Source organism: Melaminivora alkalimesophila, assembly GCF_000282995.1.
Taxonomy (GTDB): domain Bacteria; phylum Pseudomonadota; class Gammaproteobacteria; order Burkholderiales; family Burkholderiaceae_C; genus Melaminivora; species Melaminivora alkalimesophila.
Genome location: NZ_ALEE01000425.1, coordinates 1 through 14,554 on the forward strand (window position 1 = coordinate 1; position 14,554 = coordinate 14,554).

The 14,554-nt window shown below is 66.4% G+C and carries 15 protein-coding genes; all 15 read left to right on the top strand.

The genetic code is table 11. From position 1 onward, the window contains the following. The coding region (pilM, locus tag A612_RS08175) for a type IV pilus assembly protein PilM (RefSeq protein WP_019374015.1) at positions 1-590 on the top strand (590 nt) is incomplete at its 5' end. Next, on the top strand, positions 587-1,192 hold the full coding sequence (locus A612_RS08180; protein WP_019374016.1) for a PilN domain-containing protein: 606 nt from the start codon (positions 587-589) through the stop codon (positions 1,190-1,192). The genes pilM and A612_RS08180, both read left to right, overlap by 4 nt. A 2-nt stretch (positions 1,193-1,194) precedes the next feature. Continuing rightward, positions 1,195-1,899, top strand: coding sequence for a type IV pilus inner membrane component PilO (locus A612_RS08185; protein WP_040436368.1), 705 nt, complete (start codon positions 1,195-1,197; stop codon positions 1,897-1,899). Then, positions 1,899-2,471: a pilus assembly protein PilP gene (locus A612_RS08190; RefSeq protein ID WP_019374018.1), complete on the top strand. Its 573-nt coding sequence runs from the start codon at positions 1,899-1,901 to the stop codon at positions 2,469-2,471. The genes A612_RS08185 and A612_RS08190 overlap by 1 nt, the downstream gene beginning before the upstream one ends. After that, positions 2,468-4,663 carry a type IV pilus secretin PilQ gene (locus tag A612_RS08195; RefSeq protein WP_019374019.1) on the top strand — a complete coding sequence of 732 codons (2,196 nt, stop codon included), beginning with the start codon at positions 2,468-2,470 and terminating at the stop codon, positions 4,661-4,663. Before A612_RS08190 ends, A612_RS08195 begins: the two co-directional genes overlap by 4 nt. A gap of 183 nt (positions 4,664-4,846) precedes the next feature. Beyond that, entirely contained in the window at positions 4,847-6,271 is a 1,425-nt protein-coding gene (locus A612_RS16540; protein ID WP_158000170.1) for an Ig-like domain-containing protein, read from the top strand. A gap of 122 nt (positions 6,272-6,393) precedes the next feature. Beyond that, positions 6,394-7,491 (top strand): 3-dehydroquinate synthase, encoded by a 1,098-nt coding sequence (gene aroB / locus A612_RS08200; protein ID WP_040436369.1) that lies wholly within the window; start codon positions 6,394-6,396, stop codon positions 7,489-7,491. Positions 7,492-7,512: 21 nt separating this feature from the next. Continuing rightward, on the top strand, positions 7,513-8,685 hold the full coding sequence (locus A612_RS08205) for a deoxyguanosinetriphosphate triphosphohydrolase (protein ID WP_019374021.1): 1,173 nt from the start codon (positions 7,513-7,515) through the stop codon (positions 8,683-8,685). 51 nt (positions 8,686-8,736) lie between these two features. Beyond that, entirely contained in the window at positions 8,737-9,390 is a 654-nt protein-coding gene (locus A612_RS08210) for a DUF1415 domain-containing protein (RefSeq protein ID WP_019374022.1), read from the top strand. Positions 9,391-9,464: 74 nt separating this feature from the next. Next, the gene (locus A612_RS08215) at positions 9,465-10,289 is read left to right on the top strand and encodes a class I SAM-dependent methyltransferase (RefSeq protein ID WP_019374023.1); all 825 of its coding nucleotides are present in this window, start codon (positions 9,465-9,467) and stop codon (positions 10,287-10,289) included. A 108-nt stretch (positions 10,290-10,397) separates the two neighbouring features. Continuing rightward, entirely contained in the window at positions 10,398-11,201 is an 804-nt protein-coding gene (locus A612_RS08220) for an amino acid ABC transporter substrate-binding protein (protein WP_040436376.1), read from the top strand. 114 nt (positions 11,202-11,315) lie between these two features. After that, entirely contained in the window at positions 11,316-11,969 is a 654-nt protein-coding gene (locus A612_RS08225) for an amino acid ABC transporter permease (protein ID WP_019374025.1), read from the top strand. Beyond that, positions 11,950-12,741: an amino acid ABC transporter ATP-binding protein gene (locus tag A612_RS08230; protein WP_040436372.1), complete on the top strand. Its 792-nt coding sequence runs from the start codon at positions 11,950-11,952 to the stop codon at positions 12,739-12,741. Before A612_RS08225 ends, A612_RS08230 begins: the two co-directional genes overlap by 20 nt. A 40-nt stretch (positions 12,742-12,781) precedes the next feature. Next, complete coding sequence (locus tag A612_RS08235; RefSeq protein ID WP_040436378.1) at positions 12,782-13,621, top strand: TatD family hydrolase; 840 nt, start codon at positions 12,782-12,784, stop codon at positions 13,619-13,621. A 68-nt stretch (positions 13,622-13,689) separates the two neighbouring features. Then, a complete protein-coding gene (locus tag A612_RS08240; protein WP_040436380.1) occupies positions 13,690-14,457 on the top strand; it encodes a class I SAM-dependent methyltransferase in 768 nt (255 codons plus the stop codon). Positions 14,458-14,554: the final 97 nt, after the last annotated feature.

Genomic DNA, 14,554 nt, shown 5'->3' on the forward strand with positions numbered 1-14,554 from the left:
CGGCCGGCCTCAAGCCGGTGATCATGGACATCGAGACGCACGCCGCGCGGCTGGCGGCGGCGCGGCTGATCCGCGGCCTGCCCGGCCGTGGCGCGGACGCCGTGGTGGCGCTGTTCGAGGTGGGTGGCTACACCACCAGCCTGCAGGTCATCCGCAACGAGGACGTGCTCTACGAGCGCGACCAGGCCTTCGGCGGGGCGCAGCTCACCCAGCTGATCGTGCGCCAGTACGGCTTTTCCCAGGAAGAGGCCGAGACCAAGAAGCGCAGCGGCGAGCTGCCCGACGACTATGCCTCGGCGGTGCTGCGGCCCTTTGCGGAGAGCCTGGCCCAGGAGATCGGCCGCGCCCTGCAGTTCTTCTTCACCAGCACACCCTACCACCGCGTGGACCACATCCTGCTGGCCGGCGGCTCCGCGCCGCTGCCCGGGCTGACCGAGCAGGTCATCCAGACCACCGGTTCCGCCTGCTCGGTGGTCGATCCCTTCGACGGCATGGACATCGGCAGCGGCGTGCGGCGCAAGAAGCTGGCGCGCGAGGCCCCTTCCTACCTCACCGCCTGCGGCCTGGCATTGCGGAGGTTCCTGCAGTGATACTGATCAACCTGCTGCCTCACCGCGAGGCGGCCCGCAAGCGCCGGCGCGAGGCGTTCCAGGTCACGATGGTGCTGTCCGCCCTGGCGGGGCTGGCCATCGCCGGCCTGATCTATTGGTGGCTGCAGGCGCAGATCGCCGAGCAACAGCAGCGCAACAGCTTCCTGCGCAGCGAGATCGCCGTCCTGGAAGGCCAGATCAAGGAGATCGCCTCCATCGAGGACGAGATCACGGCGCTGCAGGCGCGCCAGAAGGCGGTGGAGGACCTGCAGTCCGACCGCAACCTGCCGGTGCACCTGCTCAACGAGCTGGTCGCGCAGTTGCCCGAAGGGGTGTACCTGACCAGCATGAAGCAGGAGGACCAGGTCGTCACCATGCAGGGCATGGCGCAGTCCAACGAGCGTGTCTCCGAGATGCTGCGCAACCTCGCCGGCAACACGCCCTGGATCTCCAAGCCCGAGCTGGTGGAGATCGTGGCGGCCAACGTTGCCCTGTCGCCACGCGACCAGCGCCGGGTGGCCTCGTTCAACCTGCGCTTCCGTCTGGTGCGCAGCTCCGAGAAGGACGCCGGCGCCGAAGCTGCCGCGGCCGGAGGGAAGTGACCATGGCGACCCGGAAGAAGACGCCCAGCCTGGACTTCGCGCAGCTGCAGGAGAAGCTGCAGCGGCAGTTCCACAACCTCGATCCCAAGGACCCTTCGCTGTGGCCGGTCGTGCCGCGCACGCTGCTGTGCCTGTTCATCGCTGCGGCGGTGGCGGCCTTCCTGTGGTTCTTCCAGCTGGTGGACTACGAGGAGGAGCTCGAGGCCGAGCGCAGCACCGAGCAGCAGCTGCGCACCGACTACCAGCAAAAGCTCACCAAGGCGGTCAGTCTGGAAGTGCTGAAGAAGCAGCGCGAGCAGGTGCTGCAATACGTGACCCAGCTGGAGAAGCAGCTGCCGAGCAAGGCCGAGATGTCGGCGCTGCTGTCCGACATCAACCGGGCGGGCCTGGGGCGCAGCCTGCAGTTCGAGCTGTTTCGCCCCGGCCAGGTGGTCGTGAAGGACTATTACGCCGAGCTGCCGATCGCCATCAAGGTGGTGGGCCGCTACCACGACATCGGCGCCTTTGCCGCCGACGTGGCGAACCTCTCGCGCATCGTGACACTGAACAACATCGGGCTGGCGCCCGCCAGCAAGGACTCCGCGTCCACCCTGACGCTGGAGGCCACGGCGCGCACCTTCCGCTACCTGGACAACGAGGAGATCCAGGCGCAGCGCGAGGCCGCCAACAAGGCAAAGGGCGGCAAGAAGGCGGGGGCGAAGAAATGATGGGCCGGAAATTCCTGCCGCGCGGCGCGGCGGCGCTGGCCCTTGCGGCGGCGGCCGTGGCCCTGCTCGCCGGGTGTGGCTCGGACAGCGAGGGCGACCTGCGCGAGTGGATGGCCGAGCTGCGCGCCACCACCCGCCCGCGCGCCCTCAAGGTGACGGAGCCCACGCAGTTCCTGCCGCAGGACTACGAGGGCGCCGACGGGGTCGATCCCTTCAATCCGCAAAAGCTCACCCAGGCGCTGCGCCGCGACAGCGAGCAATCGAGCGCGAATGCCTCCCTGATCGCGCCGGAGCTGGCGCGCCGCAAGGAGCCCCTGGAAGCCTATCCGCTGGATGCCATGAAGATGGTGGGCAGCCTGAACAAGGAAGGCCAGCCGACCGCGTTGATCAACGTGGACAAGCTCCTGTACCAGGTGAAGGTGGGCAACCACCTCGGCCAGAACTACGGGCGCATCGTCGCCATCACCGAAACGGAAGTTCGCCTGCGCGAGATCGTCCAGGATCCAGGCGGCGACTGGGTGGAGCGGACCACGACATTGGAATTGCAAGAGGGAAGTGGGGAGAAGAAATGACAAGCGAGACGACACAACGCCTGAGAAAGGGCGCACGCCTGGCCGCGTTCGCCCTGGCCGCGGCGCTCGCCGCGCCGCTTGCCCAGGCGCGCGCAAGCATCGAATCGGTGACGGCCTTCATGCAGGGCGGCGCCGAGGTGCTGCGCATCGAGCTCACGGAACCCATCGCCGAGGTGCCGGCCGGCTTCGCCACCCAGAGCCCGGCGCGCATCGCCCTGGATTTCCCGGGCGTGGGCAACGGGACGGGGCGCTCGGTGGTGGAGCTCAACCAGGGCAACCTGCGCTCGGCCAACGTGGTGCAGACCGAGGAGCGCTCGCGGGTGGTGCTGAACCTCAAGCAGCCAACCTCGTACTCTGCACAGCTGCAGGGGCGCACCGTGGTGGTCACGCTCGAGCCGGCCGCTGTCTCCGCAGGCGCCGTGCGCCAGGCTGCTGCGGGCTCCGCCACGCCCGCTCCCACCAAGTTCGCGGAGAGCCACAACGCGGATGTGCTGCCGCTGCGTGACCTGGACTTCCGCCGCAGTGCCGATGGCGCCGGGCGCGTGATCGTCGACCTGTCGAGCAACCAGGTCGGTGTGGACCTGCAGCAGCAGGGCAAGGGGCTGATCGTGGAATTCCTGCGTTCCTCGCTGCCGGAAGGACTGCGCCGCCGCCTGGATGTGTCGGATTTCGGCACTCCCATCCAGACCGTGACCGCCACCCAGCAGGGCGACCGCGTGCGGCTCGCCATCGATCCGGTCGGCGAGTGGGAACACAGCGCCTACCAGAGCGACACCCAGTTCGTGGTCGAGGTGCGCCCCAAGAAGGTGGACATGAGCAAGCTGTCGCAGGGCCCGCACTACACCGGCGAGAAGCTGTCGCTGAACTTCCAGAATATCGACGTGCGCTCGCTGCTGCAGGTGATCGCCGATTTCACGAACTTCAACATCGTCACGTCCGACACCGTCACCGGCGCGCTCACGCTGCGCCTGAAGGACGTGCCGTGGGACCAGGCGTTGCAGATCATCATGGACGCCAAGGGCCTGGGCATGCGCAAGTCGGGCACGGTGCTGTGGATCGCGCCGAAGGATGAGATCGACGAGCGGACGCAAAAGGATTACGAGGCGGCCGCAGCGATTCAGAAGTTGGAACCCTTGCGGACGGAGATTTTCCAGCTGAATTACGCAAAATCCTCCGATATCGTGGCGCGCTTGACTTCAAATTTCAGTTCTGCTGTCGGTGTGTCTGGAGCAGGGGGTGGGGCACCAGGAGGCCGATTTCTCTCCGAGAGAGGGAGCGCAATGGACGAGCCTCGGACCAATAAGATTTTTGTCACCGATGTCCCCTCTAGACTTGAGGAGGTGAAAAAACTTTTGCAGACAATCGATGTGCCAGCGCGTCAAGTAATGATAGAGGCGCGTATTGTTGAAGCTCGCGACACTTTTGGGCGTTCGCTGGGAGTGCGCTTGGGCGGGGGAGATCTGCGTGCACAGCGGGGCGGTGACGGTGGTTACGCCATTGGTGGGGGCAATCGTCTCGCCATCGGGACTGACTACGGCAACGCAACGGGATCATCGGGTTTTGGCAGTGCTGTGAACGTGGGAGGCACATTTTTGAACCTGCCTGCCTCGCTGTCAGGCGCTCCGGATCCGGGATCCTTCGCATTGTCCATATTTAATGCCGCAGCTAATCGCTTTCTTACGCTGGAGCTTTCGGCGATGGAGGCGGATGGGCAGGGGAAGATAATTTCAAGCCCACGCCTCATCACGGCGGATCAACAATCTGCAGAGATCAAGCAGGGTGTTCAAATACCCTACAAGTCAAGCACTGGAACAGGTGCCTCTGCTACACCAAAGGTTGAGTTCAAAGATGCTGTTCTGAAGCTCAATGTGACGCCTAGAATAGCTCCTGATGGGGGAATATTGCTTGAGCTTGAGGTGAATAAAGATAGTGTAGGAATTATGACAAACGATGGCCCAGCGATAAATACAAGATATATCAAGACGCAAGTCCTTGTGGAGAATAGCGGCACTGTGGTTATTGGTGGCATATTCGAGATGGAAGAAACTGAGCAGGAGAATAAGATTCCCTTGCTGGGCGATGTTCCTGTTGTTGGGAATCTTTTTAAGAACAAAACGAGAGAATCTGAAAAGCGCGAAATGATGGTGTTTATAACCCCGAAAATCATTACAGACTACGGGCCAATGCGATAAATTGCATCAAAGGTGATTTCCGATCGCAGGTCGGCGCGTTAATTTAACGGCAGGGTGAAAATAATGAGAATTTTTGGAAAAATCGCGACGTATGCGTCGTTCTTGCTGCTCGCAGCTTGCGGGGGGGGCGGTGGCGATCCGGGAACTCCAGGCGGAGGTGGCGGCCCCCAGCCGGGCGGCACCATGTCCGTTCAGGTTTTCAAAGGGAGCGGAGATGCCGAGTCTGCAGTCAATGCCTTTACCTCCTCTGATTTGGATATCCATGCTAGGGCCATTCTCAGGGATAGGGGTGGACAACCAGTACCTAATGCGATTGTCACATTTTCCGAAACAGGGAGTGGATTGCTAGCATTTGTGCCAGAGTCCGCGACTGCTTTGACAGATCACAACGGAAAGGCTGAAGTTGATCTGAAAGCTGCCAGCATCTCTTCCCTGGGAGCAACGCAGATTGTCGCTTCTGCGTCACTTCCTGATAGGAGCGGCAATCAGGTCGAAGTGATCGGTTCCCAGAATGTCGCCATCTCGGCGGCGGTAGCGGCCGATCCACAATCAGTCGCCACGGCTATTAATTTCACAGAAGCCAACCCGTCTGATCGCTCCATCGTAATTGCGGGCTCTGGAGGTAACGGGCGCTCGGAGACAGCGCTCTTGACCTTCACCGTGGTAGATTCCAAGGGAGCTCCCATCAAGGGTGTAATCGTCGACTTCAACGTTGTGCCGGCAGGCAGCGTGACATTGAATACGGCGGACGAGCGAACGGATTCTTCCGGCCGGGTGACGGCATCGGTCAGCTCCAAGGCACAGCCGACCTCGGTGATCGTCAACGCTACGGTGCGCGGACGCAACATCAGCACCCAGTCTGACACACTAACTGTCACCACCGATGTTGCTACGCAGCGAGGCTTTGACCTGTCGGCATCCAAATTCAATATGGATTACGACCTGTCTGGTGACTCTTCCACCGTCAACGTGCGAATTGTTGATCGGAACGGTAATCCTGTTTCCGATGGCGTTGCCGTCGTCGCGCAAGCCAGCTTCGGTCGTGTAGGCTCTTCTTCCCGAGGCGGCTGCACGACCCAGAACGGAGTATGTTCTGTGGACTATCAAGTGCAGAATCCGCGACCCGCCGACGGAATTCCTGTGGACGTCGTTTTCTCTACTCAGACTGGTCAGGGGACGCAGATCAGTGATTCGCTCCAGCTGTGGGTGACTTCGGTTTCGTGGTTGAACCTCTACGCATCCAGCAACACTACAGTTCCTTTCTCTGGGCCCCTGAACCTGTCGGTGGCAGACGTGGAAGCATGCAAGTTCAATGGCGTAGCGATGTTCGTGGGGACGCCACGCGGCTTCGCAGCGCCAGCAGGCACGACCATCACCGTGCGCTCTCGCAGTGGCGTGTCCACGCCGTCCATCGTAGCGGGGTCGCCTACCCTCGATAGGGCGGGTGGACGCACGTTGGTTGAGTTTGCTGCCTCTGGTAAATCAGGTGGTGCGGCAGGCTCGGACGTATGGGTAATCCAGTTCACCGCTGGTCCCAGCAAGACTGTGAAGACGATCGAATTGCCAGTGAGTGTGCCAGCCTGCCCGAAGCCTGAGCCTGCGCCCTGAGGAAAATTTCGGCAAGCAGCAACACTCGCCGGCTACCTCGAATCCCTATCTAACCAAAGACCCGGCATGAGTTCCGGGTCTTTTTCGTTCACGCTGATGCTAAAAAGCGGCCGAGAGTAGTTATGGAAAAAGTGTCCATTGGTCTGGGCGACCGGAGTTACGAAATTCATATCGGATCCGGACTACTGAGCGGTTCAAGGGTTGGTCCCGTACCTTCCTCTGGAACTGTCGCGGTGGTTGTCACTGACAAGCGGGTGCGCCCGCTGTACGGGGCTTCGTTGCTGGGCGCACTGAGAGATGCTTACCCCCACGTCCACACCGTCACCCTCCCCGACGGCGAAGAACACAAGAACTGGCAAACCCTCAACCTGATCTTCGACGCGCTGCTCACCCACGGCTGCGACCGCAAGACCGTGCTCTACGCCCTGGGCGGCGGCGTGATCGGCGACATGACGGGTTTTGCCGCGGCCTGCTACATGCGCGGGATCGACTTCGTGCAGGTGCCGACCACGCTGCTCGCACAGGTGGATTCCAGCGTGGGCGGCAAGACCGCCATCAACCACCCGCTGGGCAAGAACATGATCGGGGCGTTCCACCAGCCGCGGCTGGTGATCTGCGACCTGTCCACGCTCGACACCCTGCCCGCGCGGGAGCTGGCGGCCGGCATCGCGGAGGTCATCAAGTACGGACCGATCGCCGACATGGAGCTGTTCGCCTGGCTGGAGGCGAACATGGACGCCCTGCTGGCGCGCGATCACGCGGCGCTCGCGCACGTGGTCAAGCGCAGCTGCGAGATCAAGGCGGCAGTGGTGGGCGCCGACGAGCGCGAGGCCGGGCTGCGCGCGATCCTGAATTTCGGCCACACCTTCGGCCACGCCATTGAGGCCGGCATGGGCTATGGCGAGTGGTTGCACGGCGAGGGCGTGGCGGCGGGCATGGTGATGGCCGCCGAGCTGTCGCGCCGCCTGGGGCTGGTGGATGGGGATTTCGTCGGGCGCCTGCGGGTGCTGATCGCGCGCGCTGGCCTGCCGGTGCGCGGCCCGGTGCTGGATGCCCGCGATAACGCCGGGCGCTACCTGGAGCTGATGCGCGTGGACAAGAAGGCCGAGGCCGGCGAGATCCGCTTCGTGCTGATCGACGGGCCGGGCCGGGCGGTGGTGCGGCCGGCGCCCGATGCGCTGGTGCGCGAAGTGATCGATGCCTGCTGCGCGACGGCCTGAGATGATCAGGAAGGCCGGCGGATGAACGCGCCCGGGCAACTCGCGCCCTACGCCTGCGATCCCGCGCGCTCGCGCGGGCGGCGCTACCCCGAGCCGCCGGCGCCCACGCGCACCGAATACCAGCGCGACCGCGACCGCATCGTCCATTCCTCGGCCTTTCGCCGGCTGGTCTACAAGACGCAAGTCTTCCTGAACCACGAGGGCGACCTGTTCCGCACCCGGCTGACGCACTCGCTGGAGGTCGCGCAGCTGGCGCGCTCCATCGCCCGCTCGCTGGCGCTCAACGAGGACCTGGTCGAGGCGATCAGTTTGGCGCACGACCTGGGCCACACGCCCTTTGGCCATGCCGGCCAGGATGCGCTCAACGGGTGCATGCGCGACTTCGGCGGTTTCGAGCACAACCTGCAGAGCCTGCGCGTGGTCGATGCGCTGGAGGAGCGCTACCCGGACTACGACGGCATCAACCTGACCTTCGAGGCGCGCGAAGGCATCCTCAAGCACTGCTCGCGGCGCAACGCCGAGCTGCTGGAGGCGCGCGAGCCGCAGGGCGTCGGCTGGCGCTTCCTGCACGGGGCGCGGCCCAGCATGGAGGCCCAGCTGTGCAATCTGGCCGACGAGATCGCCTACAACGCGCACGACATCGACGACGGCGTGCGTTCGGGCCTGCTGACGCTCGCCCAGCTGCGCGAGGTGTCGCTGTTCGAGCGCCACCGTGCGCAGGCGCAGGCCGAGCATCCCCGGCTGGCAGAGGCGGGCAACGAGCGCCGGCTGTTGCACGAGGCGATCCGCCGGATGCTCAGCGAACAGGTCTACGACGTGATCGACAGCACGCGCGCGGCCCTGCAGGCGCATCGCCCGGACAGCGTCGAGGCGGTGCGCGCCCTGCCGGCGCTGGTGGGTTTTTCCGGAGAGATGCGCGCGCGCTCGCAGGAGCTCAAGGCCTTCCTGATGCAATTTCTCTACCGGCACCCGCAGGTGATGCAGAAGATGGACGCGGCCCAGCAGGTGGTGCGCGAACTGTTCGATGCCTACCTGGCCGACCCGCGCGAGCTTCCCGCCGCGCAGGCCGAGGTTGCGCTGGAGGGAGCGCTGCCGCAGCGCGCCCGCACGGTGGCGGATTTCATCGCGGGCATGACGGACCGCTTCGCAGCGCGCGAGCACGAGCGCATCACCGGGCAGCGCCTGCTGGGGTGAGGGCGGGCCTTTCCTAGAATCGGGGTTTTGGCGGCCGCTGGCCGGGACCCGATGAACAACGATCTTTCCTCTTCCGCAGGCGACGTGGCGGACGGCCACGACGCCACCGTCATCCAGGACATGGTGCGCTGGCTGGAGCGCGCCGTGATCGGGCTGAATCTGTGTCCCTTCGCCAAGGGCGTGCACACCAAGGACCAGATCCACTACGTGGTGAGCCACGCCACCGATGCGCGCGGGCTGCTGGAGGACCTGCGGCAGGAGCTGGAGGCGCTGGCCGAGAGCCCGCCCGAGCGGCGCGACACCACCTTGCTGATGGCGCCGCACTGCATGGAGGATTTCCTGGACTTCAACGATTTCCTGGAGCTGGCCGACGAGCTGGTGGAGGCGATGGACCTGGCAGGCATCCTGCAGGTCGCGTCCTTCCACCCGCGTTTCCAGTTCGCCGGGACCGCGCCGGAGGACGTGAGCAACTGCACGAACCGCGCGCCGTACCCCACGCTGCACCTGCTGCGCGAGGAGAGCATCGACCGCGCGGTCGAGGCCTTTCCCGAGGCGGAGGCGATCTTCGAGCGCAACATCGAGGTGATGGAATCCCTGGGCGCCGCGGGCTGGGAGGCACTTGATGTCGGCCCGCGCTGCCCGGCCCACGCGGCAGCGGCGGCAGGGCAGGGCGCGGGCGCGGGGCGCGGGAAGGCACAGCCGTGACGGCGCCCCGGCCCGCGCGGCGGCCCACGGAGTCCCGCAGGAGGGGCAAGGGCAGCGAATCCCAGGACGCGGCCGTGCTGGCGGAGCTGCGCCCGGGGCAGTCGATCGAGCTGCTCAAGGAGCTGCACATCCTGACGCGCGAAGGGCGCCTGAACCAGGACTCGCGGCGCAAGCTCAAGCAGGTCTACCACCTCTACCAGTTCATCGAGCCGCTGCTGGCGGAGCTGGCGCAGGACGGCCACGCACCGCTGCTGGCCGACCACGGGGCAGGAAAGTCCTACCTGGGCTTCATCCTGTACGACCTGTTCTTCAAGGGGCAGGGCCGCGGGCGGATCTACGGCATCGAGTGGCGCGCGGATCTGGTCGAGCGATCCCGGGCGCTGGCCCAGCGGCTGGGCTTCGAGCGCATGGAGTTCCTCAATCTGGCGGTGGCCGATGCCGCGGGCCGGGAGGCGGGACTGCCCGAGCGCATCGATATCGTGACCGCGCTGCACGCCTGCGACACCGCGACCGACGATGCGATTGCCTTCGGGCTGCACAAGCAGGCGCGCGCCATGGTGCTGGTGCCGTGCTGCCAGGCGGAGGTCGCGGCGCAGCTGCGCGGCTCCAAGGCCCTGCAGCTGGCGCGCACGCCGCTTGCCGAGCTGTGGCGCCACCCGATCCACACGCGCGAGCTGGGCAGCCATCTGACCAATGTCATGCGCTGCCTGCACCTGGAGGCGAGCGGCTACCAGGTCACCGTGACCGAGCTGGTGGGCTGGGAGCACAGCCTGAAGAACGAGCTGATCCTGGCGCGCTGGACGGGGCAGAGAAAGCGCAGCGCGGCCGAGCGGCTCGCTGCCATCCTGGAGGAGTTCGGGTTGACCGGCGCGCTGGCGACACGTTTCGGCATGGCCTGAGAAGGCTCGTCAGCAGCTTCCTGCCCACCCGTGGGACAATTGCGGGTTTGCCCGGGGTGCCTCGCACCTCGCCTTTCTTCATTGACCTTGAGAGCGCTTCCCGCCATGATGAAAAAGTTCGCCGCCGTCACGCTGTTGACCCTCGGAGCCGTGCTTGCCGGCTGCTCCAAGCAGGAACCCGCCGCCCCGGCCGCCGAGGCCCCTGCCCCGGCGCCCGCCGCCGTGACGAAGATCGTGGTTGGCCTGGACGACAACTTCCCGCCGATGGGTTTTCGCGACGAAAAGAACGACCTCGTGGGCTTCGACATCGACATGGCGCGCGAAGCCGCCAAGCGCCTCGGCCTGGAAGTCGAATTCAAGCCCATCGACTGGAGCGCCAAGGAGGCCGAGCTGTCGGGCAAGCGCGTCGATGCGCTGTGGAACGGTCTGACCATCACCGAGGAGCGCAAGCAGAACATCGGCTTTACGGCGCCCTACATGGAAAACCACCAGATCATCGTGGTGCCCGCAGGCTCGTCCATCCAGACCAAGGCCGATCTCGCCGGCAAGGTCGTGGGCGCGCAGGAAGGCTCCAGCGCCGTGGACGCCATCAAGAAGGAAGAGGCGGTTTTCCAGTCCCTGAAGGAGCTCAAGACCTTCGGCGACAACGTGACGGCGCTGATGGACCTGTCGGCCGGTCGCCTGGAGGCGGTGGTGGTCGATGAGGTAGTGGGCCGCTACTACGTGGCCAAGAAGCCCGACCAATACGCCGTGCTGGAAGACAACTTCGGCACCGAGGACTACGGCGTGGGCGTGCGCAAGGACGACACCGAGCTGCTGGCCCGCCTCGACAAGGCGCTGGAGGAGATGAAGGCCGACGGCGCCGCCGCGAAGATCGCCGAGCAGTGGTTCGGCAAGAACATCATCAAGTAAGGCCGTGCAACCCCTGGAGCGGCTGCGTTGCCGGAGCGGCGGCGCGGCCGCCGGCGGGGGCGCGCCGGTCGGCGCGGTTGCGGGCTGTGCAGGGCGCTGAGCCGTCCTGATCCTATGGACTACGTTCTCTCCCTTCTGGGGCCCCTGGCGCAGGGCGCGGCGGTCACGCTCAAGCTGTTTGCCATCACGCTGGTGCTGGCGGTGCCGCTGGGTCTGGCGCTGGCGCTGGCGCGACTGTCGCCCCTGCGGCCGCTGTCCACGGCGGTGAATGGCTATATCTGGCTGATGCGCGGCACGCCGCTCATGCTGCAGATGCTGTTCATCTACTTCGCGCTGCCCTTCGTCCCGGTCGTGGGTGTGCGCCTGCCGGACTTCCCGGCGGCGGTGGCGGCCTTCGCGCTGAACTACGCGGCCTACTTCGCCGAGATTTTTCGCGCCGGCATCCAGTCTGTCGATCGCGGCCAGTACGAGGCTGCCAAGGTGCTGGGCATGAGCTACCCGCAGACCATGCGGCGCATCGTGTTGCCGCAGATGGTGCGCACCATCCTGCCGCCCATGAGCAACGAGACCATCACCCTGGTCAAGGACACCTCGCTCATCTACGTGCTGGCGCTCAACGACCTGCTGCGCGCCGCGCGCGGCATCGTGCAGCGCGACTTCACGACCACACCCTTCATCGTCGCCGGCGCCTTTTATCTGCTCATGACGCTGGTGCTGACCTGGGGTTTCCAGCGGCTGGAAAGACGCTATGCCAAGTACGACCAGTGAGGCCGCGGGCGCCGTCCCCATGATCGAGGCGCAGGCGCTGCGCAAGCGCTATGGCGCCAACGAGGTGCTGCGCGGGGTCTCGCTCACGGTGCGGCGCGGCGAGGTGGCGGCGATCATCGGCCCTTCGGGCTCGGGCAAGAGCACCTTCCTGCGCTGCCTGAACCACCTGGAGACCATCGACAGCGGCGCGATCGCCATCGAGGGCGAGCCGCTGGTGGCGACCGACGCGGCCGGGCGCTGCGTCTATGTGCCGGACCTGCAGCTGCGCCGCATCTGCGCCAAGACCGGCATGGTGTTCCAGCACTTCAACCTGTTTCCGCACCTGACGGTGCTGGAGAACCTGATCGAGGCGCCGATGGTGGTGCAGGGCGTGCCGCGCGCGGAGGCGGTGGCGCGCGCCGAGGCGCTGCTGGACAAGGTGGGGCTGGCCCCGAAGCGCGACAGCTATCCGGCGCGCCTGTCGGGTGGGCAGAAGCAGCGCGTGGCGATCGCGAGGGCGCTCGCCATGCAGCCGGCCATCATGCTGTTCGACGAGCCCACCTCGGCGCTCGATCCGGAGCTCACCGGCGAGGTGCTGCGCACCATGCGCGAGCTGGCCGAGGAGCGCATGACCATGCTGGTCGTCACGCACGAGATGGGGTTTGCGCGCGAGGTGGCGCACACGGTGGCCTTCATGGACCAGGGCGAGCTGGTGGCGGCGCGCCCGGCGCGCGAGTTCTTCGCCGACCCAGGCCACGAGCGCGCGCGCGCCTTCCTGAACCACATGCTCTGACCTACGCCGGGGGGCGGGCGCCGCTGGCACCATGGGCGCCATGCCCACCTGGATCGACACCCACGTCCACCTGGACGAGTTCGTGCACCACGGCGGCGCGGCCCATGCCGACGCCGTGCGCAAGGAGGCGCGCCGGCGCGGCGTGGCGCACTGCGTGCTGCCGGCGGTGGAATGCGCCAACTTCGATGCCGTGCGCGAGCTGGCGGCGCGGCACGGCGACAGCTACGCGCTGGGGATTCACCCGCTGTTCACCCGGCAGGCGGGCGAGGCCGACCTGCAGGCGCTGGCGGACGAGCTGGAGCGGCGCAGCGGCGATCCGCGGCTGGTGGCGATCGGCGAGATCGGCCTGGACTACTTCGACCAGACGCTCGACGACGGGCGCCAGCAACACCTGTGGCGCGAGCAGCTGCGCCTGGCGCGCCAGCACGAGCTGCCGGTCATCGTGCATTCGCGCCGCGCAGTGGACCAGATCTTGAAGGGCCTGCGCGAGCTGCCGGTGCGCGGGGGCATCGCCCATGCCTTCAACGGCAGCGAGCAGCAGGCGCGCCTCCTCGTCGAGATGGGTTTCAAGCTGGGCTTCGGCGGTGCGGCGACCTTCGAGCGCGCGCACCAGATCCGGCGCCTGGCGGCGCGGTTGCCGCTGGAGGCCCTCGTGCTCGAAACCGACGCGCCGGACATCCCGCCCCACTGGCTCTACGTGACGGCCGCCGAGCGCGCGGCGGGCACACCCCCGGCGCGCAACACCCCGGGCGAGCTGCCGCGCATCGGCGAGGTGATTGCCGGGCTGCGCGGCATGGATCCGGCGGAGCTGGCGCGCGCGAGCCGCGACAATGCCTGTGTCGCGCTGCCTCGCCTGGGGGCCTTGCTGGGGGCAGAATGAGCCGCCCGCCGGGCCGCCACCATTTGGCAGCGAACCTGTCCAACCCCTTGTTTCCGTGGGTCCGCCGCTTGTCCAGCAAAAAGAAGACCACCCCTGCCGAGTTGCCCGAGGTCGGCATTTCCGAAGATGGCGAGGTGCGCCACCTGCACCTCGGCACGCCCTGGATCCAGGGTTCCATGCGCATCGACGCGCCTTTCGAGCTGGAGCTGGAGTACGTGCAGCGCATGATGGCCTGGCTGCTGTTCGTCTCGCCCGAGTCGCTCGCCGAGCGCCACGCCCTGCAGCTGGGCCTGGGCGCGGGCGCCATCACCAAGTTCTGCTACAAGCGCCTGCGCATGCGGACCACGGCGATCGAGCTGAACCCGCAGGTGCTGGCCGTGTGCCGCGCCTGGTTCAAGCTGCCGCCCGAGGGGCCGCGGCTGTCGGTGGTGCTGGGCGATGCGGCCGAGCAGGTGCGGCGGCCCGAACTCGCCGGCACCGTCGACTTCCTGGCCGTGGACCTGTACGACCACAAGGCGGCGGCGCCGGTGCTCGACAGCGCCGACTTCTATGCCGACTGCCGCGCGCTGCTCACCGAAGACGGCTGCATGACGGTGAACCTCTTCGGGCGTTCTTCCAGCTACGAGCGCAGCCTGGAGAGCCTGGCCGGGGTGTTCGGCGAATTGGCGCTGTGGGCCTTCCGGCCGACGCGCGAGGGCAACACGGTGGTGCTGGCGCAACGCACGCCCAGCCGCCCGAAGCGCGCCGAGCTGCAGGCGCGCGCCGAGGCGCTGCAGGCGCGCTGGGAGCTGCCCGCGCCCAAGTGGCTGCGGGTCTTCAAGCCGGTGGCGCCCTGAGCGCCCTGCGGTCTCCTTGGCGACCTGGCGGACAATCTCCTGCATGAGCACCCGCGCGACGTCCCCCGAACCGCCCCGCACGGCCCGCCCGCCCCGC

Coding starts and splice junctions, on each gene's coding strand:
- A612_RS08185 (WP_040436368.1), top strand. CDS start 1,195: ATGGCGACCCGGAAGAAGACGCCCAGCCTGGACTTCGCGCAGCTGCAG.
- A612_RS08190 (WP_019374018.1), top strand. CDS start 1,899: ATGGGCCGGAAATTCCTGCCGCGCGGCGCGGCGGCGCTGGCCCTTGCG.
- A612_RS08195 (WP_019374019.1), top strand. CDS start 2,468: ATGACAAGCGAGACGACACAACGCCTGAGAAAGGGCGCACGCCTGGCC.
- A612_RS16540 (WP_158000170.1), top strand. CDS start 4,847: ATGTCCGTTCAGGTTTTCAAAGGGAGCGGAGATGCCGAGTCTGCAGTC.
- aroB (WP_040436369.1), top strand. CDS start 6,394: ATGGAAAAAGTGTCCATTGGTCTGGGCGACCGGAGTTACGAAATTCAT.
- A612_RS08205 (WP_019374021.1), top strand. CDS start 7,513: ATGAACGCGCCCGGGCAACTCGCGCCCTACGCCTGCGATCCCGCGCGC.
- A612_RS08210 (WP_019374022.1), top strand. CDS start 8,737: ATGAACAACGATCTTTCCTCTTCCGCAGGCGACGTGGCGGACGGCCAC.
- A612_RS08220 (WP_040436376.1), top strand. CDS start 10,398: ATGAAAAAGTTCGCCGCCGTCACGCTGTTGACCCTCGGAGCCGTGCTT.
- A612_RS08225 (WP_019374025.1), top strand. CDS start 11,316: ATGGACTACGTTCTCTCCCTTCTGGGGCCCCTGGCGCAGGGCGCGGCG.
- A612_RS08230 (WP_040436372.1), top strand. CDS start 11,950: ATGCCAAGTACGACCAGTGAGGCCGCGGGCGCCGTCCCCATGATCGAG.
- A612_RS08235 (WP_040436378.1), top strand. CDS start 12,782: ATGCCCACCTGGATCGACACCCACGTCCACCTGGACGAGTTCGTGCAC.